This window comes from Dolomitihabitans soli (assembly GCF_022213955.1).
GTDB lineage: Bacteria > Actinomycetota > Actinomycetes > Streptosporangiales > Streptosporangiaceae > Streptosporangium_A > Streptosporangium_A soli.
Genome location: NZ_JAKNTW010000052.1, coordinates 33,213 through 54,953, shown reverse-complemented (window position 1 = coordinate 54,953; position 21,741 = coordinate 33,213). Strand labels below are relative to the sequence as shown.

The window sequence follows — 21,741 nt, the reverse complement described above, 5'->3', positions numbered from 1 at the left end:
ATGCGCGGCCTGAGCAGGACCTCGCTGGCCGAGGTCGAGGAGCGTTTCAACGCGGTGGCGGGCGGTGCCGACCTCGGTGCGCTCGCCGGCGAGTTGTTCGCCCTTGCGGACCTGCTCGACCGTGAGCACGGGCTGCGCCGTGGCCTGTCCGACCCGGCCCGTCCGGCGGAGCAGAAGGCGCAGACCCTGCGGATCCTGCTTGAGGGCAAGGTCGGCGACGCCACGCTGGAAACCGCGGTGGCGGCGGTCGAGGCCAGGTGGGCACGCGCCGGCGACCTCGCCGACGCGCTGGAGCGGCTGGGCGTGATCGCGGCTTCGGCCGCGGCCGAGGCGGCCGGTCAGATCGACGACGTCGAGGACGAACTGTTCAGGTTCGGCCGCATCGTCGAGGGCAACCCCGGCCTGCGCGCCGTCCTGACCGACTCCGGCGTGCCGGCCGCGCGTAAGGGCGAGCTGCTCGCCTCGCTCATCGATGGCAAGGTGGCGCCGATCTCCGCGACGCTCATCACGCAGGTCGTGACGAGCCCACGGGGACGTAGCCTGGAGAAGGGCCTGACGGAGTACGGCCGTCTGGTCGCCGCCCAGCGGCAGCGACTGGTCGCGGTGGTGCGCAGTGCCGTCCCCTTCAGCGAGGAGCAGAAGCGGCGGCTGGCCGCCACGCTCAGCACCTCCTACGGCCGCGACGTTCACCTGAACGTCGAGGTGGATCCGCGAGTGCTCGGTGGGTTCTCCGTGCGAATCGGAGACGAGCTCATCGACACCACCATCGCGGGACGTATCGAAGAAGTCCGCCGCCGGTTGGCCGGCTAGGCGAATAGGGAGACAGAGAGAGATGGCGGAGCTGACGATCCGGCCGGACGAGATCCGGAACGCGCTTGAGCGCTTCGTCCAGGCGTACGAGCCGGAAGGCGCCGCGCGCGAGGAGATCGGGACCGTCGTCGACTGTGGCGACGGTATCGCCCATGTCTCCGGCCTTCCTTCGGCGATGGCGAACGAGCTGCTTGAGTTCGAAGACGGCACGCGTGGCCTGGCACTGAACCTTGACGTCCGAGAGATCGGCGTCGTGGTCCTGGGTGACTTCAGCAAGATCGAGGAAGGCCAGACGGTACGGCGGACCGGCGAGGTCCTGTCCGTGCCCGTCGGCGACGACTTCCTCGGACGCGTGGTCGACCCCCTGGGCAACCCACTTGACGGCAAGGGCGCGATCGAGTCGACCGAGCGGCGTGCACTTGAGCTGCAGGCCCCCTCGGTCGTGCAGCGTCAGTCGGTGAAGGAGCCGCTGCAGACCGGTCTCAAGGCGGTCGACGCCATGACGCCGATCGGCCGCGGCCAGCGCCAGCTGATCATCGGCGACCGCGGCACGGGCAAGACCGCGATCGCCGTGGACACGATCCTCAACCAGCGCGACAACTGGCACTCGGGTGACCCGAGCAAGCAGGTGCGCTGCGTCTACGTCGCGATCGGCCAGAAGGGCTCGACGATCGCGCAGGTCAAGGCTCGCCTGGAGGAGGCGGGCGCGCTGGAGTACACCACCATCGTCGCCGCCCCGGCCTCCGACCCGGCGGGTTACAAGTACATCGCCCCTTACACCGGTTCGGCCATCGGCCAGCACTGGATGTATCAGGGCAAGCACGTGCTCATCGTCTTCGACGACCTCACCAAGCAGGCCGACGCCTACCGCGCCGTGTCCCTGCTGCTGCGCCGCCCGCCGGGCCGTGAGGCGTTCCCCGGTGACGTCTTCTACCTCCACTCGCGTCTCCTGGAGCGCTGCGCCAAGCTCTCCGACGACCTCGGCGCGGGTTCGATGACGGGCCTGCCCATCATCGAGACCAAGGGCAACGACGTCTCGGCGTTCATCCCGACCAACGTCATCTCCATCACCGACGGCCAGTGCTTCCTGGAGACCGACCTCTTCAACCAGGGTGTGCGGCCGGCCATCAACGTCGGCGTCTCGGTCTCCCGAGTCGGCGGCTCGGCCCAGGTCAAGGCCATGCGGAAGGTGGCGGGCACGCTCCGTCTCTCCCTGTCGCAGTATCGCGACCTGGAGGCCTTCGCCTCCTTCGCCTCCGACCTCGACGCGGCCTCCAAGGCCCAGCTCGAGCGGGGTATGCGCCTGGTGGAGCTGCTCAAGCAGTCGCAGTACAGCCCCTTCCCGGTGGAGAAGCAGGTCGTGTCGGTGTGGGCCGGCACGAGCGGCGAGCTCGACGAGGTGCCGGTCGAGGACATCCGGCGCTTCGAGACCGAGTTCCTCGACTACCTCGGGCGCGAGAGCAAGGGCGTCTTCGACAGCATCAGGGAGACCGGGCAGCTCAGCGACGACACCGTCACCACCCTGAAGGACGCGGTCACCGAGTTCAAGAAGGGCTTCGAGACGGCTTCGGGCGAGCTCCTGGTCAAGGACGAGCCGGTGGAGGCGCTCGGTGCCGACGAGGTCGGCCAGGAGAAGATCACCAAGGTCGTCCGCAAGGCCGAGAAGTAGTAGGCGGCCATGGGAGCTCAACTAAGGCTGCTGAGGCGGCGGATCAAGTCGGTCAAGTCGACCGCCAAGATCACGCGCGCCCAGGAGCTCATCGCCTCTTCGAAGATCATGAAGGCGCAGGCGCGGATGCAGGCGGCCCTGCCGTACGAGCGTGAGATCACTCGCGCCGTGTCGGGGGTCGTCAGCAACACCGCCAGCGTCGACCACCCGCTGACCGTGGAGAAGGACCAGCCGACCCGCGCGGGCGTGCTGATCATCACCAGCGACGGCGGCTTCTGCGGTGGCTTCAACGCCAACGTCCTGCGCGAGGCCGAGGCCCTGAAGGGCCTGCTCGAAGGGCGCGGCATCACGGCTGTGCCGTACGTGGCGGGCACCAAGGGCGTCACCTGGCACAGCTTCCGCAGCAGGGAGATGGGCGGCCGGTGGACCGGCTTCTCCAGGCAGCCGTCCTATCGTGACGCCAAGGAGATCGCCGAGACGCTGATCGAGTCGTTCAAGGCGGAGGACGGGATCGACGAGATCCACATCGTCTCCACCGAGTTCGTCTCGATGCTCACGCAGACCGTCGTGGTCAAGCGGATCCTGCCGTTGGAGGTCGTCGAGACCGAGGCGGAGACCGAGGACGCCATCCTGCCCTACTTCGAGTTCGAGCCGACCGCGGAGGCGGTGCTGGAGTCGCTGCTGCCCCGCTACGTGGAGTCGCGCATCTTCACCGCGTTGCTCCAGTCGGCCGCCTCCGAGGAAGCCGCACGCCGCCGGGCCATGAAGTCGGCGACCGACAACGCCAACGAACTGATCAAGACGTTCACCCAGCAGATGAACCAGGTTCGGCAGGCGGAGATCACCCAGGAAATCAGCGAGATCGTCGGTGGCGCGAACGCGCTGGCTGACGCCGCAGCGGGGAAAGAGTGAAATGACTGCACAGACTGTTGAGACCGGCGTGGGCCGCGTCGCGCGGGTCACCGGTCCCGTCGTCGACGTGGAGTTCCCCGTCGAGGCGATGCCCAAGCTCTACAACGCGCTCACCGTCGAGGTCACCCTCGCCGGCAAGACCAGCACGCTGACCCTGGAGGTCGCCCAGCACCTGGGTGACAACCTGGTCAGGGCCATCTCCATGCAGCCGACCGACGGTGTGGTCCGCGGCTCCGCGGTGACCGACACCGGCGCGTCCATCTCGGTGCCCGTCGGCAACGTCGTCAAGGGCCACGTGTGGAACGCGCTCGGCGAGTCGCTCGACGTGCCGACCGCGTCGCTGAAGATCGAGGAGCGCTGGGGCATTCACCGCCCGTCGCCCCCGTTCGACCAGCTCGAGTCGCGCACCGAGCTGCTGCCCACCGGCATCAAGGTCATCGACCTGCTCACGCCGTACGTGCAGGGTGGGAAGATCGGCCTGTTCGGTGGTGCGGGGGTCGGTAAGACGGTCCTCATCCAGGAGATGATCCGCCGGGTCGCCCGTAACTTCGGCGGCACCTCCTGCTTCGCCGGTGTCGGCGAGCGCACCCGTGAGGGCAACGACCTCTGGGTGGAGATGGAGGAGGCGGACGTCCTCAAGGACACCGCCCTGGTCTTCGGCCAGATGGACGAGCCGCCGGGCACCCGCCTGCGGGTCGCCCTGTCCGCTCTCACGATGGCGGAGTACTTCCGCGACGTGCAGAAGCAGGACGTGCTGCTGTTCATCGACAACATCTTCCGGTTCACCCAGGCGGGTTCCGAGGTCTCCACGCTCCTCGGCCGCATGCCGTCCGCGGTGGGTTACCAGCCCACCCTGGCGGATGAGATGGGTGTGCTCCAGGAGCGCATCACCTCGACGCGCGGTCACTCGATCACCTCCATGCAGGCGATCTACGTGCCCGCGGACGACATCACCGACCCGGCGCCGCACAACGCGTTCGCGCACCTCGACGCGCAGACGGTGCTCTCCCGGCCGATCTCGGAGAAGGGCATCTACCCCGCGGTGGACCCGCTCGACTCCACCTCGCGGATCCTCGACCCGCAGATCGTCGGCGTGGAGCACTACGCGGTCGCTCAGGAGACGAAGCGAATCCTGCAGAAGTACAAGGAACTGCAGGACATCATCGCCATCCTCGGCATCGACGAACTGTCGGAAGAGGACAAGGTGACGGTCCAGCGGGCACGCCGGATCGAGCGGTTCCTGTCCCACCCGATGTACGCCGCGGAGGCGTTCACCGGTCAGCCGGGCGAGAACGTCCCGCTGGACGAGACCATCGCCTCGTTCAAGGGCCTGTGCGCCGGCGAGTACGACCACCTTCCCGAGCAGGCGTTCTTCATGGTCGGCGGCATCGAGCAGGCCATCGCCAAGGCCAAGGACCTCGCCCGCTAGTCGCCTCGGTGCCGGTACGGCGAGCCGTACCGGCACCTCATCGGAAAGGAGACTCGTCGAAGTGGCGAAGCTGCGAGTAGGGGTCGTTTCACCGGAGCGCGAGATCTGGTCCGGCGAGGCGGACATGGTCATTGCCAAGACCGTGGACGGCGAGATCGGTATTATGCCTTCACACGCTCCTGTGCTCGGCGTTCTGGTCGAGGGTGGTGTCCTGCGTGTGAAGCGTGGTGGCGACGAGGGCGACCTGGTCGCCGCCGTTCACGGCGGGTTCATCTCAGTGGCCGACAACGAGGTGTCGGTGCTGGCCGAGCAGGCGGAGCTGGGCTCGGAAGTGGACGTAGCGGCCACTCGCGACGCCTTGCAGCGTGCTCAGGCCTCGGTCGACGCCGACGCGGAGGACGCTGAGGCGGCGCTTGAGGCCAAGCGGGCCAAGGCGCGGCTGCGTGCGGCAGGCGAAGAGGTCTAACTTAATTGTGAATCAGGTGGGGGCTGCGATGTCGGCGACGCTGGCGGTTTTGATAGGCGTGCTGCTGATCGCGGCCCTCATGCTCATTCGCGGGCTGGTTCTCGCCCGTTATCGAGGTTTTGTCCCCTGTCGCCTCAGCGACGGGGGAAGGAGCTGGCAGAACGGAGTAGCCCGGTACGCCGACGGGGAGCTCCACTGGATTCCGCTCCTGGGCCTGCGGATGAGGCCGCGCCACGCTATCGCGAGGCGCGGCCTTCGTGTTTCCGGCCGGAGGCCGCAGGGCGAGCTGTGGGCCGTCGACTGCGGTGCGGTGTCGCTGGCGATGAGCGAGGACGCGCTCACCGGCTTCCTCGCCTGGCTGGAGTCGGCCCCGCCGGGCGCCTACCTGGACGTGGCCTGACACGCCCGAGGGACGACTCCGGGCTAACGGTCAGGTGCGGGTGCCGCCGGGCTTCCAGAGGATCTCGTCACCGTCGGCGGCGATCCGGCACAGGATGAACAGCAGGTCGCTGAGCCGGTTGAGATACTTCACCGCGAGCGGGTTGACGTCGTCGTGGGCCTCGACGGCCGCCCAGGCCGTGCGTTCCGCTCGCCGTACGACGGTGCGGGCGACGTGCAGGTGCGCGGTGGCGGGGGTGCCGCCGGGCAGGATGAAGCTGCGCAGCGGTTTGAGCCGCTCGTTGAAGAGGTCGCACTGCGCCTCCAGCCACTCGACGTAGGACGCCTCGACGCGTAGCGGGGGGAACTCCGGGTTCTCGGTCACCGGGCACGCGAGGTCGGCGCCGAGGTCGAACAGCTCGTTCTGGACGCGGTCGAGCACCTGCGCGATGTCGGGGGCGAGCCCGAAGGCCAGTGCCACGCCGAGGGCGGCGTTGGCCTCCTCCACGTCGGCGTAGGCGGCCAGCCGGGGATCGGTCTTGGCGGTGCGGCTCATGTCGCCGAGCGCGGTCGTGCCGTCGTCGCCGGTGCGAGTGTAGATCTTCGAGAGTACGACCGGGTTGTCCTTGTCAGCGCGGGTCATGCCGCCCAGCGTAATGACAGATGTCATTCCCGCCACCCGTGAGACGCATGTCGGCGCGGTGATTTCGGCGACTACCCGCCGGGTGGCGGCGCGGCGAGGATCGAGGCATGCGAACGACACAGGCGGCGATCGAGGTGGACGGCCTGCGCCAGGGCTACGGCGACTTCGAGGCGGTCCGGGGGATCTCCTTCACGGTGCGCGAGGGCGAACTGTTCGCCCTCCTGGGCACCAACGGCGCGGGCAAGACCACCACGATGGAGGTGCTGGAAGGCTTCACGAAGGCCCGCGGCGGGCAGGTCCGGGTGCTCGGCCTGGACCCCCACCGGCAGCGGCGCGAGCTGCGGCCACGGGTGGGGATCATGCTCCAGGAGGGCGGCTTCCTCGGCGATCTCACGGTCGCCGAGACGATCGCGATGTGGCGCGGCATGGCGGCCGACGTGGGTCGCCGGCCGATGACGGACGCCCTCGCGCTGGTCGGGCTGGAGCACCGGGCCGGAACCCGGGTGCGGCAGCTCTCCGGCGGCCAGAAGCGCCGCCTGGACCTCGCGTTGGCGGTGCTGGCCCGGCCCGAGGTGCTCTTCCTCGACGAGCCGACCACCGGGATGGATCCCGAGGCGCGCCGTGACACCTGGAAGGTCATCCAGGACCTGAAGGCGGAGGGGGTCACGGTGCTGCTCACCACGCACTACCTGGAGGAGGCCGAGCGGCTGGCCGACCATCTGGCGATCATGCACGAGGGGGTCGTCCACACCCACGGCTCGGTCGAGACGGTGGTGGCGGCCGCGGGGGACCAGGTCGCCTTCCGGCTGCCGATCTCCCCGGAGGCGCTGCGGGCGCGAACCGGCGACGGGCTGCCGTTCCTCGCGGGCGCGGCTCCGGCGGCGGTGGTCGCGGGCGAGGTGACCCGCGTGACGTACACGCTGCCGGCCACGTCGTCGCCGGACGGCGCGCACGCCGCCCTCCGGCCGTTGATGGCCTGGGCGGAGAAGTGCGAACTGCCCCTGGAGCGGCTGGAGATCCGCAGGGGGACCCTGGAAGACGTGTTCCTGCGAGTGGTGGGAGATGCCCGATGAGAACCGATGTGATGCACGCCGTACGGCTGGCGCGGGTCGATCTGAAGCTGCTCGGCCGGAACCAGACCGCGATGATCAACGTGGTGCTGTTGCCGCTGATCATGGGCTGGCTGTTCACGGTGACGCTCGGTGGGGAGCAGCTCGCGGGCGTGTCGATGACCCTGTTCGTGCTGACCGGGTTGCCGGGCGTCATGCTGGGGTTCGCGGTGTTCGTCCATCTGGTCATCACCTTCACCGCGCGACGTGAGGAACTGGTGCTCAAGCGGCTGCGCGGCGGGCAGGCGTCTCCCGTGGGCATCCTCGGCGGGTCGGCGCTCGGCGCCCTGGCGATCTGGGTGTTCCAGGTGGTGCTGGTGGTCTTCTGGACCAACCGAATGGAGGATGACGGCCTGCCGGGCAACGTGCCGCTGCTGTTGCTGGGCGGGCTGCTGGGGGTGGCGGTGTTCGCGCTGCTCGCGGCGGCGGTGTCGGGGATCACCAGGAGTGCGGAGCTGGCGCAGGTGGCGGTGCTGCCGGTGGTGCTCCTGATCATGGTGGCCTCGCCGGTTTTGATGCCGCTGTCCGCGATGCCGGCCGCGATTCGGGTGGTGGCCGAGGTGGTGCCGGTGACGCCGGTCATCGAGATCATGCGGACCGCCTACGTGGGCAGGGACTTCTTCGACTACGGGGGCCAGGTGATGGGGATGGGCGAGCAGTGGGTCGCGGCGCTGCCGTCGATCGGGATCCTGCTGGTCTGGATCGCCGTGGGCACGCTGCTGGCCAGGTGGCTGTTCCGGTGGGATCCGCGGCACGGCTAACGTGGAGGCCACCATGTCCGCACCCTCCCCCGTGTCATCGGATTACGAGCGCCTCAGAAAGGTGACCTTGTGGTCGCTGGCCATGATGGTGCTGGTCGCCTGGCTGGGTGCGGGTCTGGCGGTGTTCGCGGCCCCGTGGCCGCCTTCCACGGGTGCGCTGGTGTTCCCGGTGGCGGCTCTCATCGCCTTCAGCGTGCTCTATCTGCGCGCCGCCGCCAGGGCGGTGGAAGGGTGTTCCCCGGTTGTGGGCGAACTCACCGCGGCCGGTCTGCTCTCGGCCGCGGTGATTCTCTCGCAGGGCGCCGTTCCGTGGTCCTGGGGGGTCATCGGGGCGGCGTGGACCGGCATGGTGGCGTTCGGCGGGACGTTGTGGCGGGTGGTGGCCGCGTCCGCCGCAACCGGCGCGATCTGCTTCGTCGCCGCTCTCGGGAGCGGCGATCCGTTTCCCGCCCTGTTCAACGCCGTGTTCATGTCCGCGATGCTGTCCGGCGCGAACCGGTTCCAGCTCTGGTTCTGGAAGGTCGTCAAGGCCGCGAACGAGGGGAAGGAGGCGCAGGCGAGGCTGGCGGTCACCGAGGAACGGCTGCGTTTCTCTCGTGACCTGCACGACCTGGTGGGACACAGTCTCTCGGCCATCGCGGTCAAGAGCGAGGTGGCCACCAAGCTGGCCGCCGCCGATCCCGCCCGTGCCGCCGCCGAGATGGCCGAGGTGCGCCGGCTGGCACGGGAGGCGCTGCGTGAGATCCGTACGGCGGTGCGCGGCTACCGCACGGTCGACTTCCAGGCGGAGCTGCACAGCGTGCGGGCGGTCCTGGACGCGGCGGGCATCCGGTGCGCGCTCACGACGCCGGCGGCCGAGGTGCCCGCCGAGCTGGGCACGCTGCTGGCCTGGGTCGTCAGGGAGGGCACCACCAACGTGCTGCGCCACAGTACGGCGACGCGGTGCCGGATCGAGGTGACCGTGGACGAGCGGCTCGTCACCCTGGAGATGGTCAACGACGGCGCCGGAGCAGGCGGGGCCCGGGGCACCGGCCTCGACGGCCTGGCCGAGCGGGTCGCCGCCTTCGGCGGTGAGGTGACGGCCGGTCCGGCGGACGGCGGGGAGTTCGTGCTCAGGGCCGTGGTTCCAACTGGAGGGATCAGATGATCCGGGTGTTGCTGGCCGACGACGAGCACCTGATCAGGTCGGCGATCGCCACGTTGCTCGGCCTGGAGCCCGACATCGAGGTGGTGTCGCAGGTGGCCAGGGGGGACCAGGTGGCCGCGGCGGTCACCGCGGAGCGGCCCGACGTGGTCGTCCTGGACATCGAGATGCCCGGCATGGACGGGCTCACGGCCGCGGAGGGCCTGCCGGGGCAGGCGGTGCTGATCCTGACGAGTTTCGGCAAGCCCGGATATCTGCGGCGGGCGCTGGCCGCGGGGGTCCGCGGGTTCATTCCGAAGGACTCCTCGGCCGACGAGTTGGCCGCGGCGATCCGCAAGGTGCACGCGGGCGGGCGCTACCTCGATCCTGAGCTGGCCGCCTCGGCGATGATGGCGGGGGAGAGCCCGCTGACCGACCGGGAGCGTGCCGCGCTCGCGCTGGCGGCGGAGGGCGCGTCGGTGGGCGAGATCGCCGTCTCGCTGCACCTCACCGAGGGGACGGTGCGCAACTACCTGTCGAGCGCGATGACCAAACTGGGCGCGACCAACCGGATCACCGCGATCACGACTGCCCGGGAGATGGGCTGGTTGTGACCAGGCACGCATGGACGCATCCGATGTGGGCAGGGGATCGAACACATTCTATTGACTGGAGGTCGAATGCGGTCCGGAAGGCAGGTGGTCCAGGTCGGGCAACGGCTCGACGTCGGGACGGTGTCCTCCGTGCGCGACCGGCTGCACAAAGCGCTCGACCAGGGCAAGGGCGACCTGGTCGTCGATCTCACCGGGTTGGAGATGATCGACTCCACCGGTCTGGGGATGCTGGTGGGCACCCACCGCCGGGCGCTCGAAACCGACCGGCGGCTGGTGCTGCGCGGGGTGCCTCCGCGGATCATGCGGGTCCTGACGGTCACCCGCCTCAACAGGGTGCTGCGGGTGGAGTCGTCGACCGCGGCCATGGCCTGACCCTGCTTGCCAGGTTTTCGCGTGCCAGGTCTTCACTCGACCTAGTGGGTGAAAGACCTGCGAAAGATGTGTACTGCGGTGCTGACGAGCTGGTCGGCGGCGGGTGGGTCGTCGGATAAGACCCACTCGATGAGTAACTCCTGTAACGCTCCGATCAGCCCGAGAATGAGCAGGCGGGAGTTGTGGGGGAGCCGTTCGGGATACGCCTCGACGGCGTCCTGCATGATCTGGGTGAAGCCTCGTACGGCCCGCTGCCTGGCGGTGACCAGGCAGTCTCCGGCCCGGCGCACCTCCACATGCATTATGTGCGCCCTACGCGGATCTTTAGTGATAAAAGCGACATACTCTGAAATGCCGGATTCAATGCGGTCGTTTAGTGTGTCCGGCGCCTTCGCCACCGCCTCGGAGACCGCCTGCAACGTCTCATCCACGCACCGGTCGTAAATCGCCTGCATCAGCGACTCGCGCCCGGAGAAGCACTCGTAGAAGGCGCGGTTGGAGACCCGCGCCGCCGTACACAGCCGCTCTATGGTCGTCGCCGGGAATCCCGGGTTGGCGAACAGCGTGTACGCCGCACTCATGAGTCGTTCCCGTCGGTCGGCGAGCCGTTCCTCGGCCGACATCCCCCGGTACGCCCTACCCGTCACTTTCCACCTCGTGCCCAGCGTGATCGCGGCCCCCCCAGAGCCCACCATTATGGACGCAAGATCCTTTTTCGGGAAGAGTCAGGACATTAGTGCTTCCGTCGCCCATGCAAGAAGGTCACCAGCTTGACCAACCGGTCAAGCTCGGCCTGACCCCTGCCGAAGGACGTGAGCTTCATCCCCGGCAGCGCGAACCGCTGGCGGGAGATGGACTTGGGCCGGGCGAACTCCCTGAGCCCGTCCGCGCCGTGGATGCGCCCGAACCCGGAGTCGCCCACCCCGCCGAACGGCAGGGCCGGGATTCCGGCGAACGAGATGACCGAGTTGATCGCGGTCATCCCGCCGCGCATCCGGCGCGCGAGATCCATCGCCCTGCGGGTGTTCCCCGAGAAGACCGTGCCGGCCAGGCCGTACGCCGAGGCGTTGGCCTTCGCCAGCGCCTCCTCCGTGTCGGCCACCCGCTTGACCGTGATCGTCGGCCCGAAGGTCTCCTCCGTCACGGCCGGGCTGTCCTCGGGCACGTCCGCCACGATCACCGGATCGACGTACGGCGCGCGCACCGACTCGGGGCCGCCCAGCAGGGTCCGGCCGCCGGCCGTCGCCGCGTCGATGTGCCGCTCGATGATCGCCAGCTGGCCGGGCATGGTGATCGGGCCGTACTGCTCACCGGCCTTCACCTGGCGCGCCCGGCCGGTCAGCTCGCGCAGGAACTCGTCGTACACCGCGTCGACGACGTAGACCCGCTCCACGCCGACGCAGGTCTGACCGGCGTTGGACAACGCGCCCCACAGGGCGGCGTCGGCCGCCGCGCCCAGGTCGGCGTCCACGTCCACGATCAGCGCGTCCTTGCCGCCGCACTCGGCCACGATGGGCGTGAGGTTCGCCGCGCAGGCCGTCATCACCCGTTTGGCGGTGGCGGTCGAGCCGGTGAAGGCGATCTTGGCGATCCCCGGGTCGGACGCCAGCGCGGCGCCCGTCTCGCCCAGCCCGGTGACGACCTGGAAGACCGGCTGCTCGGGCACCGACTCCCGCATCAGCTCGGCCAGCAGCAGGCCCACGCCGGGAGTCAGCTCGCTCGGCTTGAAGACGACGGCGTTGCCCGCGGCGAGCGCGTACGCGATCGAGCCCATCGGCGTGAACACCGGATAGTTCCACGGCCCGATCACGCCGACGACGCCGAGCGGCTGGTACTCCAGCGTGGCGGCGAGATTCACGCCGAGCAGGCCGGAGGCGACCCGGTGCGGGCCGAGCACCCGCTGCGCGCGGCGGGCGGCCCAGTCGAGGTGGGTGATGGCGAGCACGATCTCCAGGGTGGCGTCACCCTCCGGCTTGCCCGTCTCCTCGTGGACCAGGGACGCGATTCGTTTGAGGTTCTGCGTGATGACGGCCTTGTAGTCGAGCAGCCGGGCCCTGCGTCCGGCGTATCCGAGTTCCGCCCACCAGGAGGCGGCCTCGCTCGCCCGGCCGACCGCGGCGCGCACGGCCGCGGCGTCGTGGACCGGGTGGGTGCCGACCGTGCCGCCCGTGGCCGGGTTCAGCGAGTCGAACGTGCGGTTCTCGGTAGTCGCCGTCATGCGGGTCACGATAACTCCGTATCATCGCTCGGTAAACCGTCACTTACCGAGGAGTCCGCGGTCCATCGCCGTGGTGACGGCCGCCGATCTGCGTCAGGGCGGCTACGTCCGGTGGTCCGCCCTGTTCTCCGGACGGAGGACAGGGCGGGAGGTCAGAAGAGGGTCGGGTTCTCCGGGGCGATGCCGCGCAGCGTGTTGTAGTCGAGCACCACGCAGCCGATGCCGCGGTCGGTCGCCAGGACCCTGGCCTGCGGCTTGATCTCCTGTGCCGCGAAGAGGCCCTTGACCGGGGCGAGCAGCGGGTCGCGGTTGAGCAGCTCGAGATAACGGGTGAGCTGTTCGACGCCGTCGATCTCGCCGCGCCGTTTGATCTCCACCGCGACGGTCGCGCCCGTCTGGTCGCGGCAGAGGATGTCGACCGGGCCGATCGCCGTGGGGTATTCCCGCCGGACCAGGCTCCAGCCCTCGCCGAGCGTGCTGATGTGCTCGGCGAGCAGCTCCTGCAGGTGGGCCTCCACGCCGTCCTTCTGCAGGCCGGGGTCGACGCCCAGCTCGTGGCTGGAGTCGTGGAGCAGCTCCTCGATGGTGAGGATCAGCTTCTCGCCCGTCTTGCCGTGCGTGACGGTCCAGGTCTCGCCGTCCTCACGCAGCTTGCAGGGCGGGTTCATCCAGTTGAGAGGCTTGAACGCGCGGTCGTCGGCATGGATGGACACCGAGCCGTCCGCCTTGATCAGGACCAGCCTGGGGGCCATGGGGAGATGGGCGGTGAGCCGCCCCACGTAATCCACGCTGCAACGCGCGATGACCAGCCGCATGACCGCCAACCCTACCGGCCATCCCAGGTCGTCATCCCCCGATCCGCCGGAGCCGTTGCGGTGGGACGTTTTGGGGCAACTGCCGGAGCCTGGGAGACTGGCACGTGTGAGCCCCCGCCGCGCCCGCCGTATGGACCCCTACAACAGGGGACGCCGCGGCGCGCCCGCCACCAGACCCACCGAGGGCTTTCCGGGCGGTATGGACCGGGTGGAGGACTGGCCCGACGGCGAGTGGCGAGTGCGCAGGCTCACCGGCGCCGCCGCCGACAAGACCTACCGTTGCCCGGGATGCGACCAGGAGATCGGGTCCGGGTTGCCGCACATCGTGAGCTGGCCCAACTGGACGGGTGGCGAGGGAGAGCGGCGGCACTGGCACACGGCGTGCTGGCGCAAGCGTCTCGACCGAGGCCCCGGCCGTAGCAGGTACTGAGGTAGCAGGTACTGAGAAGGAGTCGCACAGATGGATATTCGGGCGTCCACGGTGCTGCCGGCCAGGCGCGAGCCGATCGAGCTGCACACCGCCGACGGGCTGACCCTGGTCGGCGAGCTGGCCCTGCCTGCCGAGCGGCCACCGGTGGCCACGCTGATCTGCCTGCATCCGCTGCCCACCCACGGCGGCATGATGGACAGCCACGTCCAGCGCAAGGCCGCCCTGCGGCTGCCCGCGCTCGCCGACCTCGCCGTGCTGCGCTTCAACACGCGCGGAACCACCTCCGAGCGCGGCACCTCCCAGGGCGAGTTCGACGAGGGCGAGAGCGAGCGCTTCGACGTGGCCGCCGCGATCGAGTACACCGAGTTCCACGATCTGCCGCACCCGTGGCTGCTGGGCTGGTCCTTCGGCACCGAGCTGGCGCTGCGGTGGGGCCGTGACCCGCTGGTCGAAGGGGCGATCCTGCTCTCGCCGCCGCTGCACCGGGCCGGTGACGCCGATCTGACCGCGTGGGCGGAGTTCGGCCGGCCGCTGGTGGCGCTGGTGCCGGAACTCGACGACTACCTGCGCCCCGAGGAGGCCATCAAGCGCTTCGCCCTGGTGCCGCAGTGCGAGGTGGTCCCGGCGCGGGGGGTCAAGCACCTGTGGGTCGGCGAGCCGTCCGTCCGGATCGCGCTGGGGGAGATCGTCAAGCGGGTCAATCCGGCGGCGTACCCCCTCCCGGTCGAGGTCCCTTCGCCATAGAATATTGTTCGGGTCAGCTGAGAGGTGGCGGAGTGCAGGCGTTCGATCTTTCCGGCAAGAAGGCGTTCGTGACGGGGGCCTCGCGGGGCATCGGCAGGGCGATCGCGCTCGCCTACGCCGAGGCGGGGGCCGACGTCGCGCTCGTGTCCCGTTCGGCCGACAGCCTCGCGGAGGTGGCCAAGGAGGTCGCGGCATTCGGGCGCGAGGCCGTGGTCCTCCCCTGTGACGTCACCGACCGCGACGCGATCACGCACGCCGTACGGCAGGCCGTCGAGGGGCTCGGGCACGTCGACATCGTGGTGAACAACGCGGGCGGGTCCAACTTCATGGTTCCGTTCAAGGATCTGCGGCTGGCGGGCTGGGACAAGCTCATGCGGCTCAACCTCGACTCGGCCATGGTGGTCTGCCACGCGTTCGCGCCGCACCTGCTGGAGCGGGGCGCCGGCTCGGTGATTAACGTGGCGTCCGTGGCGGCGCTCGGCGCGCCGTTCCTCGCGCCCTACGCCGCGGCGAAGGCCGGCCTGGTCGCCCTGACGAAGAGCCTCGCCCTCGAATGGGCCGGAAGCGGGATCAGGGTCAACGCGCTGTGCCCCGGCTGGACCGCCACCGAACTGAACCGCACCCTCTGGGAAGACGAGCAGGCCAGCAGGAACACCATCGGGAGCGTGCCGATGCAGCGCTGGGGCACGGCCGAGGAGATGGCCCATCCGGCGGTCTTCCTCGCCGCGCCCGCCTCCGCCTACATGACCGGACAGGTGCTGTTCATCGACGGCGGGGCCACCACAGCCTGAATTGTTACGGTCGGGATGTATGACCGGTAGTGGCCGGAGGGGATGGCAGAGAGCCGCTGTCAGGTTACGTTGTTCTGCGTGCATCTGTACTCGCGATCAACCGGCAGCGGCGTGCCGGTCGTCCTGCTTCACGCCTTCCCGCTCTCCTCGGCGATGTGGCTGGCCCAGCGTGAAGGGCTGGCCGGCTCCTGCCGGGTGATCACACCCGACCTGAGGGGGTTCGGCGGCTCGCTGCTCGATGACGAGCCACCCTCCATGGACGCGATGGCCGACGACGTGGCCGGCCTGCTCGACTCCGAGGGGATCGAGCGCGCGGTGATCGGCGGTCAGTCGATGGGCGGCTACGTGACCATGGCCTTCTGCCGCCGCCACCCGGAGCGGGTGCTGGGCGTGATCCTCGCCGACACCAGGGCGAGCGCCGACCCCGAGGCCGTGCGCGCCAACCGGGAGCGGATCGCTGCCGAGACGGCCGACAACGGCACCGGCATCCTGGTCACGGAGGTGTTGCCCGGTCTCCTCGGGCCGACGACCAAGGAGCGGCGCGGGATGGTCTTCGGCCGGGTCCGCGGCCTGGTCCAAGCCGCCCCCCGCGGTGCGGTGGCCTGGGCCTCGCGGGCCATGGCCGGCCGGCCGGACTCCTTCGACACGCTGCGCGCGCTGAGCGTGCCCGCCCTGGTCATCGTGGGCGAGGAGGACGACCTGACGCCGCCCGCCGACGCGGAGGCCATGGCGGAGGCCGTTCCGGCGGCCACGCTCACCGTCATCGAGAAGGCGGGCCACCTGAGCGCGGTGGAGCAACCCGAGGCGTTCAACGCGGCGGTCGCGGAGTTCGTGGGCCGGTTGAAGGAGTGAACGACGTCCTCCCCGGCGAGGATCGTCGACGCCGGGGGACCCCTGCCCGCGCGGATCACGCAACGGGCGGACGCCCTCCGGCGGGCCGGTCGGAGGCGCACCCGGTCAGTGGTGGGCCGGTCGAGGCCGCACCCGGTCGGAGGGGGGCCGGTCGGAGGTGCGCCGGTCAGAGGCGGGACTGGCGGGGCATGACGACCTCGCGGATGATCAGCGAGATCGCCGCCGCGACCGGGATCGCGAGCAGGGCGCCCACGATGCCCAGCAGCGCGCCGCCGAACAGCGCGGCGATCACGGTGACCGCCGGCGCGACGTCGACCGAGCGCTTCATCACCCGGGGATAGATCACGTAATTCTCGACCTGCTGGTAGACCAGGAAGAAGACCGCGCAGGCGATGGCCAGCGGCAGTGACTGCAACAGTCCGACCGCGCTCACCAGAACCGCGCCGATCGTCGCGCCGACCAGCGGGATCAGGTCGGTGACCGCGACCACCAGGGCCAGGGCCAGGGCGTACTTGGCCCCGGCCACGGTCAGGAAGACGTACGACAGCACGCCCGCGATCACGGAGATCAGCACGTTGCCGGCCACGTAACCGCCGATGCCGTCGAGGATCTCGTCGCCCATCGCCCGGGTCCGCGCACGCCGGCTGGTGGGCACCAGCCCGAAGAGATAGTCCTTGATCGTGTGCAGTGAGCCGAGGAAGTAGAGCGTCAGCACCAGCAGGGTGATCCCGGAGAAGAACGCGCCGAGCACCACCGCGCCCGCGCCGAGGATGCCGCCGGCCACCGTGCTGCCCAGCGCGCCGCCCGCGATGTACTCCTGCAGCCGGGTGAGGAGCTGGTAGTCGGCGTCGAGTTGCCTGATCGTCGGGTTGGCGAGCAGCTCGTCGATGTAACCGGGGAACGCCTGGACGAACTCGGTCGACTCCTGGCTCACCGGCGGCACGATCGCCAGCCCGAACAGCACGAAGAAGGCGATCACCCCGGCGAACACGATCAGGATCGCCCACCGCCTGCCCAGCCGCCACCGCTGGAGGGTCTCCACCACGGGATTGAGTCCGACGGCCAGGAACATCGCCACCACGATGAGGACGATCACGCTGCGGGCGCTCATCAGCGCCTGCGCCAGCCCGATCGCGGTGAGCACGCCCAGCGCCCCGGTCAGCCCGAACAGGAACGGGCTCTTGCTCAGCGGCTTCCCCGGCAGGCCGTACGGCAGGGCGGCGTGGGCCGTGTCGTCGCCGGGGGGCGGATCCTGCTGGCCCGTGGGCTCGGGCGGGACGTCCTGCTTGGCGTCCAGGGTCACGCTGCTCCTCGGATCGGAGTGATGGGCGGGAGATCTCTGGCGGAAAGGCAAGGAGAGCCTAGCGACCGGGTGGTCGCCAGACTCTCCCCTGTAGCCGTCCCTAACGCCCCGTGTCGGTGTGCTACTCCTGCCACCACTCCGCGTCGTCCGCTGACGCGGCTCCCTTGGCCGCGGCCGGAGCCGGGGCGGGCGCCGGTGCGGCGGGCGCCGGCTTCTCGGCGCTGGCCGAGGGTGCGATGGCGGGCTTGGGCGGTGCCGCGGCGATGGCGGGCTCGGCGGGCTCGGTGCCCGGGAGCGCCGCGCCGCCGAGCAGCTGGCGGAGCTGCGCGAGGTGGCTGGTGATGCTGTCGCGCTGGCGGGTCAGCTCGTCGACCTGGCGCTGCGCGGAGGAGCGGCTGCGCTCGGCCTCCGCCTTGGCGTCATGCACTATCGACTCGGCGCTGGCCTTGGCCTCGGCGACCACCTGGTCCGCGTTCTTCTTGGCGTTGGCCAGGAGTTGCTTGGCGTGCGTGTCGGCCTCGCGGCGGGTCTGGTCGGCCTGCTGGGTGGCCTTGGTCGCCCGCTGCTCCGCGGTGGCGGCGCGCTGCTCGGCCTCGGCGACCAGCTTCTGCGTGTTGGCCTGGGCGGTCGCGTGGCGCTCGGCCTCCTGGCGCTCGGCGTCCTCCCTGCGGGCGGCGAGCTGGATCTCGAACTCGGCCTCGTCCTGGGCCCGCTTGGCCTCGGACTCCTCCAGGACCCGCTGGGCCTGGGCGCGCATCTCGTCGGCCTGGCGCTTGGCGGTGGTCAGGACCTCGTCACGCTCGCGCTTGGTGGAGGCGCGGAGCTGGGCCACCTCACGCTCGGTGGTGGTGCGCAGCTTGGCGATCTCACGCTCGGCGTCGGCGCGCTTCTCCGCGACCTCGTGGTCGGCGGTGGCGCGGAGCTTGGCGACCTCGCGCTCGGTGGTCGCGGTCAGCTCGTCGGCCTCACGACGTGCGGTCCCGCGGGTCTCCTCGGCCTCACGCTCGGCAGAGGTGCGCATCTCATCGACTTCACGGGTGGCCAGAGCCCGTTTCTCGGCCGCCTCGTTCTCGGCCGCCGCCCGTACGTCGGCGGCCTCGACCTTCGCGGCGGCCTTTATCTCGTTCGCCTCCGACCGCGCCGCCTGGACGAGCTCGGTGGCCTGTTCCTCCGCCAGGCGCAGCAGCTGCTCGATCCGGGCACCCAGGCCGGAATAGGTGGGGCGCTCCTGCTCCTGGAGCTGGCGCTGTGAGTCGGACAAATCGCGCTGCAGGCCCTGGACCTGCTCTTTTGTCTGCCGCAAGTCGGTATCGAGCGACTTGAGGTGATCGTGGACCTGGTGCCGGTCATAGCCCCGGAGGACCACGTCGAACTCACGCGCTGGGGCGTCTTCAAAGAAATTGTTTAGTTGGGCGTCGATGTCGGACTGCATGGAGGCTCGATCCTGGGTTGTCGAGACGGCTACACGGGCCGGACGGGGCTGCTGGCATCCAGGGCGTGAAAGCCCCTGCCGAACCCCACGCTAACGCGCGGAGATGGCAGGAACCACGTCCGGTGGTAGGCCAGCGTACTCCGCCGCTGCCGTGTTGGAGGCCCCGTCAGACTTTCTGCGCGACTTGTTACGTATGAACGTTTCTTGGGTCAGGAAAAGCGGTTAAGGCACCTGTTTCGGACTCTCGACCAGTTCGGTCAAGACGCCGCCGACGTCTTTCGGATGCAGGAACGCGATCGAGGCGCCCATCGACCCGTGCCGTGGACGCTCGTCGATCAGCCGGACGCCCTTGCCGCCGATCTCCGCCAACGCCCTGGTCACGTCCGGTACGCCGTACCCGATGTGGTGGACGCCCTCGCCCCGGGCGGCCAGGAATCTGCCCACCGGCGTGTCCGGGCTCAGCGGCTGCAGAAGCTGGATGTAGGACGCGCCCTGCTCGCCGTCGGCCACGTGCAGCATCGCCTCACGCACCCCTTGCGACTCGTTGACCTCGCGGCTCACCACGGTCAGCCCGAAGGTGGACTCGTAGAAGGCGATCTTCTCCTCCAGGTTGTGACAGGCGATCCCCACATGGTCGATGCGGAGAAACATGTGACCCACCTCCATGGCAGATGTCCGGCTCCTGCTGGGTATGGTGTCAAAGTCGCCCCCTATCGGTCGCTGGAGGCCCCTGATGTCTGGTTCCGTCATCCTGGCCGGGGCGCGCACGCCCGTCGGCCGCCTGCTCGGCGCGTTGTCGAGCATGTCCGCGGCCGAGCTCGGCGGCATCGCGATCAAGGCGGCGCTCGACCGGTCGGGAGTGGCGCCCGAGGACGTCCAATACGTGATCATGGGGCAGGTCCTGCAGGCCGGAGCCGGTCAGATCCCCTCCCGCCAGGCCGCGGTCAACGCCGGCATCCCGATGACCGTGCCCTCGGTGACGATCAACAAGGTGTGCCTGTCGGGCCTCGACGCGATCGCCCTCGCCGACCAGCTCATCCGGGCGGGCGAGTTCGACATCGTGGTGGCCGGCGGCATGGAGTCCATGACCAACGCCCCGCACCTGCTCCCCGGCATGCGCAAGGGAGTCAAGTACGGCGGCGCGGAGGTGGTCGACGCGATGGCGTACGACGGCCTCACCGACGTCTTCGACCAGGTCTCGATGGGCGAGTCGACCGAGCGGCACAACAGCCGTCTGTCCCTCACCCGCGAGGAGCAGGACGCGTTCTCCGCCCGCTCCCACCAGCTCGCCGCCGCCGCGATCAAGAACGGCGTGTTCGACGACGAGATCACGGCCGTGCCGGTCCCGCAGCGCAAGGGGGAGCCGGTGCTGGTCGCCGTCGACGAGGGCGTGCGCGGCGACACCACGGTGGAGACGCTCGCCAGGCTCAGGCCCGCCTTCAGCAAGGACGGCACGATCACGGCCGGCTCCGCCTCGCAGATCTCCGACGGCGCCTGCGCGGTCGTGGTGATGTCCCGGGCCAAGGCGGAGGAGCTCGGCCTGCCCTGGCTCGCCGAGATCGGCGCGCACGGCAACGTCGCCGGCCCCGACAACTCGCTGCAGTCGCAGCCGGCCAACGCCATCAAGCACGCGCTCGGCAAGCAGGGGCTCGACGTCGGCGACCTCGACCTGGTGGAGATCAACGAGGCGTTCGCCGCGGTCGTGCTCCAGTCGGCCAAGGAGCTCGGGCTGCCGCTCGACCGGATCAACGTCAACGGCGGCGGGATCGCGCTCGGCCATCCGATCGGCGCCTCGGGCGCGCGGATCGTGCTCGCGCTCGCCCACGAGCTCAGACGGCGGGGCGGCGGCCTCGGCGCGGCCGGGTTGTGCGGCGGAGGCGGTCAGGGCGACGCCCTGATCATCCGCGTGCCCTCGGCCTGACGCCGGTGGACGCGGTCAAGCTGGTCGAGCTGGCCAGGGAGGGGCGGCCGAGGGCGGTGGCCCGGCTGATCTCGCTGGTGGAGAACGCCTCACCCGAGCTAAGAGCGATCACGGCCGAGCTCTGCACGGGCCCGCGCAGGCAGCCGCCGGCCACGGTCATCGGCCTCACCGGCTCGCCGGGGGTGGGGAAGTCGACCTCGACGGCGATGCTCGTCCGGGCGTTCCGCGCGCAGGGCAAGAAGGTGGGCGTGCTGGCGGTCGATCCCTCCAGCCCGTTCACCGGGGGAGCGCTGCTCGGCGACCGGGTGCGGATGCAGGACCACGCGACCGACTCCGGCGTGTTCATCAGGTCCATGGCCAGCCGCGGCCATCTCGGCGGCCTCGCCTGGGCCACGCCCCAGGCACTGCGGGTGCTCGACGCGGCGGGCTGCGAGGTGATCCTGATCGAGACGGTGGGCGTCGGCCAGGCCGAGGTCGACATCGCCTCGCTCGCCGACACCACGATCGTGCTCCTCGCCCCTGGGATGGGCGACGGCGTCCAGGCGGCGAAGGCGGGCATCCTGGAGGTCGGCGACGTGTTCGTGGTGAACAAGGCCGACCGGGACGGCACCCAGGCCGCGGTCCGCGAGCTGCGCAACATGATCGCCCTGGTCGAACGGCCGTGGAAGCCGCCGATCGTGACCACGATCGCGTCCCGTGGCGAGGGCGTCGAGGAGCTCCTCGTGGCGTTGGCCGCGCACCGGACGCATCTCGTCGGCTCGGGAGAACTGGAAGGGCGGCGCCGCGCCAGGGCACGCGAGGAGATCGAGGCGATCGCCGTGGCCGCGTTGCGCGGGCGGTTCGCCTACCTGCACGGCGACCGGCGCCTCGACACCCTCGCCGCAGGCGTGCTCGCCGGTGACTCCGATCCCTACACCGCGGCCGACGAACTGCTCTCCGCGCTGTGACC

24 protein-coding genes are annotated in these 21,741 nt (G+C 70.0%); 17 read left to right on the top strand and 7 right to left on the bottom strand.

The window, feature by feature from the left end:
* The 6 genes from MBA17_RS47900 (at position 1) to MBA17_RS47875 (ending at position 5,686) form a co-directional block, all read left to right on the top strand.
* On the top strand, positions 1-810 hold the full coding sequence (locus tag MBA17_RS47900; protein WP_238505638.1) for a F0F1 ATP synthase subunit delta: 810 nt from the start codon (positions 1-3) through the stop codon (positions 808-810).
* Positions 811-832: 22 nt separating this feature from the next.
* The gene (gene atpA, locus MBA17_RS47895) at positions 833-2,479 is read left to right on the top strand and encodes a F0F1 ATP synthase subunit alpha (protein WP_238505625.1); all 1,647 of its coding nucleotides are present in this window, start codon (positions 833-835) and stop codon (positions 2,477-2,479) included.
* A gap of 9 nt (positions 2,480-2,488) precedes the next feature.
* On the top strand, positions 2,489-3,391 hold the full coding sequence (locus MBA17_RS47890) for a F0F1 ATP synthase subunit gamma (protein ID WP_238505624.1): 903 nt from the start codon (positions 2,489-2,491) through the stop codon (positions 3,389-3,391).
* A gap of 1 nt (position 3,392) precedes the next feature.
* Positions 3,393-4,820, top strand: a complete 1,428-nt coding sequence (gene atpD, locus MBA17_RS47885; protein WP_238505623.1) for a F0F1 ATP synthase subunit beta — start codon at positions 3,393-3,395, stop codon at positions 4,818-4,820.
* 61 nt (positions 4,821-4,881) lie between these two features.
* Entirely contained in the window at positions 4,882-5,286 is a 405-nt protein-coding gene (locus tag MBA17_RS47880; RefSeq protein ID WP_238505621.1) for a F0F1 ATP synthase subunit epsilon, read from the top strand.
* A gap of 28 nt (positions 5,287-5,314) precedes the next feature.
* Complete coding sequence (locus tag MBA17_RS47875; protein ID WP_238505619.1) at positions 5,315-5,686, top strand: DUF2550 domain-containing protein; 372 nt, start codon at positions 5,315-5,317, stop codon at positions 5,684-5,686.
* 30 nt (positions 5,687-5,716) lie between these two features.
* On the opposite strand, the gene MBA17_RS47870 is transcribed toward MBA17_RS47875, so the two are convergent.
* Positions 5,717-6,307, bottom strand: coding sequence for a cob(I)yrinic acid a,c-diamide adenosyltransferase (locus MBA17_RS47870; protein WP_238505618.1), 591 nt, complete (start codon positions 6,305-6,307; stop codon positions 5,717-5,719).
* Between the two features lie 107 nt (positions 6,308-6,414).
* On the opposite strand from MBA17_RS47870, the gene MBA17_RS47865 reads away from it, so the two are divergent.
* The 5 genes from MBA17_RS47865 (at position 6,415) to MBA17_RS47845 (ending at position 10,286) form a co-directional block, all read left to right on the top strand.
* Positions 6,415-7,380, top strand: a complete 966-nt coding sequence (locus MBA17_RS47865) for an ABC transporter ATP-binding protein (RefSeq protein WP_238505617.1) — start codon at positions 6,415-6,417, stop codon at positions 7,378-7,380.
* Positions 7,377-8,177, top strand: coding sequence for an ABC transporter permease (locus MBA17_RS47860; protein ID WP_238505616.1), 801 nt, complete (start codon positions 7,377-7,379; stop codon positions 8,175-8,177). The genes MBA17_RS47865 and MBA17_RS47860 overlap by 4 nt, the downstream gene beginning before the upstream one ends.
* 13 nt (positions 8,178-8,190) lie before the next feature.
* Positions 8,191-9,324, top strand: coding sequence for a sensor histidine kinase (locus MBA17_RS47855; protein ID WP_238505614.1), 1,134 nt, complete (start codon positions 8,191-8,193; stop codon positions 9,322-9,324).
* Positions 9,321-9,914 carry a response regulator transcription factor gene (locus MBA17_RS47850; protein WP_238505612.1) on the top strand — a complete coding sequence of 198 codons (594 nt, stop codon included), beginning with the start codon at positions 9,321-9,323 and terminating at the stop codon, positions 9,912-9,914. The genes MBA17_RS47855 and MBA17_RS47850 overlap by 4 nt, the downstream gene beginning before the upstream one ends.
* Positions 9,915-9,980: 66 nt before the next feature.
* Positions 9,981-10,286 carry an STAS domain-containing protein gene (locus tag MBA17_RS47845; protein WP_238505611.1) on the top strand — a complete coding sequence of 102 codons (306 nt, stop codon included), beginning with the start codon at positions 9,981-9,983 and terminating at the stop codon, positions 10,284-10,286.
* Between the two features lie 41 nt (positions 10,287-10,327).
* Here the strand turns inward: MBA17_RS47845 and MBA17_RS47840 are convergent, their stop codons facing one another.
* The 3 genes from MBA17_RS47840 to nucS form a co-directional block, all read right to left on the bottom strand.
* Entirely contained in the window at positions 10,328-10,909 is a 582-nt protein-coding gene (locus MBA17_RS47840; RefSeq protein ID WP_238505610.1) for a TetR/AcrR family transcriptional regulator, read from the bottom strand.
* A gap of 110 nt (positions 10,910-11,019) precedes the next feature.
* Positions 11,020-12,504, bottom strand: coding sequence for an aldehyde dehydrogenase family protein (locus MBA17_RS47835; RefSeq protein ID WP_238505608.1), 1,485 nt, complete (start codon positions 12,502-12,504; stop codon positions 11,020-11,022).
* 152 nt (positions 12,505-12,656) lie between these two features.
* On the bottom strand, positions 12,657-13,319 hold the full coding sequence (gene nucS / locus MBA17_RS47830) for an endonuclease NucS (protein ID WP_238505606.1): 663 nt from the start codon (positions 13,317-13,319) through the stop codon (positions 12,657-12,659).
* A 106-nt stretch (positions 13,320-13,425) separates the two neighbouring features.
* On the opposite strand from nucS, the gene MBA17_RS47825 reads away from it, so the two are divergent.
* From MBA17_RS47825 to MBA17_RS47810, 4 genes are all read left to right on the top strand, one after another.
* The gene (locus MBA17_RS47825) at positions 13,426-13,749 is read left to right on the top strand and encodes an ATP/GTP-binding protein (protein WP_238505604.1); all 324 of its coding nucleotides are present in this window, start codon (positions 13,426-13,428) and stop codon (positions 13,747-13,749) included.
* A 30-nt stretch (positions 13,750-13,779) separates the two neighbouring features.
* Entirely contained in the window at positions 13,780-14,493 is a 714-nt protein-coding gene (locus MBA17_RS47820; protein WP_238505602.1) for an alpha/beta hydrolase, read from the top strand.
* A gap of 32 nt (positions 14,494-14,525) precedes the next feature.
* Complete coding sequence (locus tag MBA17_RS47815; protein WP_238505597.1) at positions 14,526-15,284, top strand: SDR family NAD(P)-dependent oxidoreductase; 759 nt, start codon at positions 14,526-14,528, stop codon at positions 15,282-15,284.
* A gap of 78 nt (positions 15,285-15,362) precedes the next feature.
* Positions 15,363-16,136, top strand: coding sequence for an alpha/beta fold hydrolase (locus MBA17_RS47810; RefSeq protein ID WP_238505596.1), 774 nt, complete (start codon positions 15,363-15,365; stop codon positions 16,134-16,136).
* Between the two features lie 166 nt (positions 16,137-16,302).
* Here the strand turns inward: MBA17_RS47810 and MBA17_RS47805 are convergent, their stop codons facing one another.
* The 3 genes from MBA17_RS47805 to mce all read right to left on the bottom strand — a co-directional run bounded on the left by MBA17_RS47805 (position 16,303) and on the right by mce (position 19,522).
* On the bottom strand, positions 16,303-17,439 hold the full coding sequence (locus MBA17_RS47805) for an AI-2E family transporter (protein ID WP_238505594.1): 1,137 nt from the start codon (positions 17,437-17,439) through the stop codon (positions 16,303-16,305).
* A gap of 121 nt (positions 17,440-17,560) precedes the next feature.
* Positions 17,561-18,871 (bottom strand): DivIVA domain-containing protein, encoded by a 1,311-nt coding sequence (locus tag MBA17_RS47800; RefSeq protein WP_238505589.1) that lies wholly within the window; start codon positions 18,869-18,871, stop codon positions 17,561-17,563.
* A gap of 222 nt (positions 18,872-19,093) precedes the next feature.
* Positions 19,094-19,522 (bottom strand): methylmalonyl-CoA epimerase, encoded by a 429-nt coding sequence (gene mce, locus MBA17_RS47795; protein ID WP_238505588.1) that lies wholly within the window; start codon positions 19,520-19,522, stop codon positions 19,094-19,096.
* 82 nt (positions 19,523-19,604) lie between these two features.
* Between mce and MBA17_RS47790 the strand changes: the two genes are divergently transcribed.
* Complete coding sequence (locus tag MBA17_RS47790; protein ID WP_238505582.1) at positions 19,605-20,792, top strand: acetyl-CoA C-acetyltransferase; 1,188 nt, start codon at positions 19,605-19,607, stop codon at positions 20,790-20,792.
* 5 nt (positions 20,793-20,797) lie between these two features.
* Positions 20,798-21,739 (top strand): methylmalonyl Co-A mutase-associated GTPase MeaB, encoded by a 942-nt coding sequence (meaB, locus tag MBA17_RS47785; protein ID WP_238505580.1) that lies wholly within the window; start codon positions 20,798-20,800, stop codon positions 21,737-21,739.
* Positions 21,740-21,741: the final 2 nt, after the last annotated feature.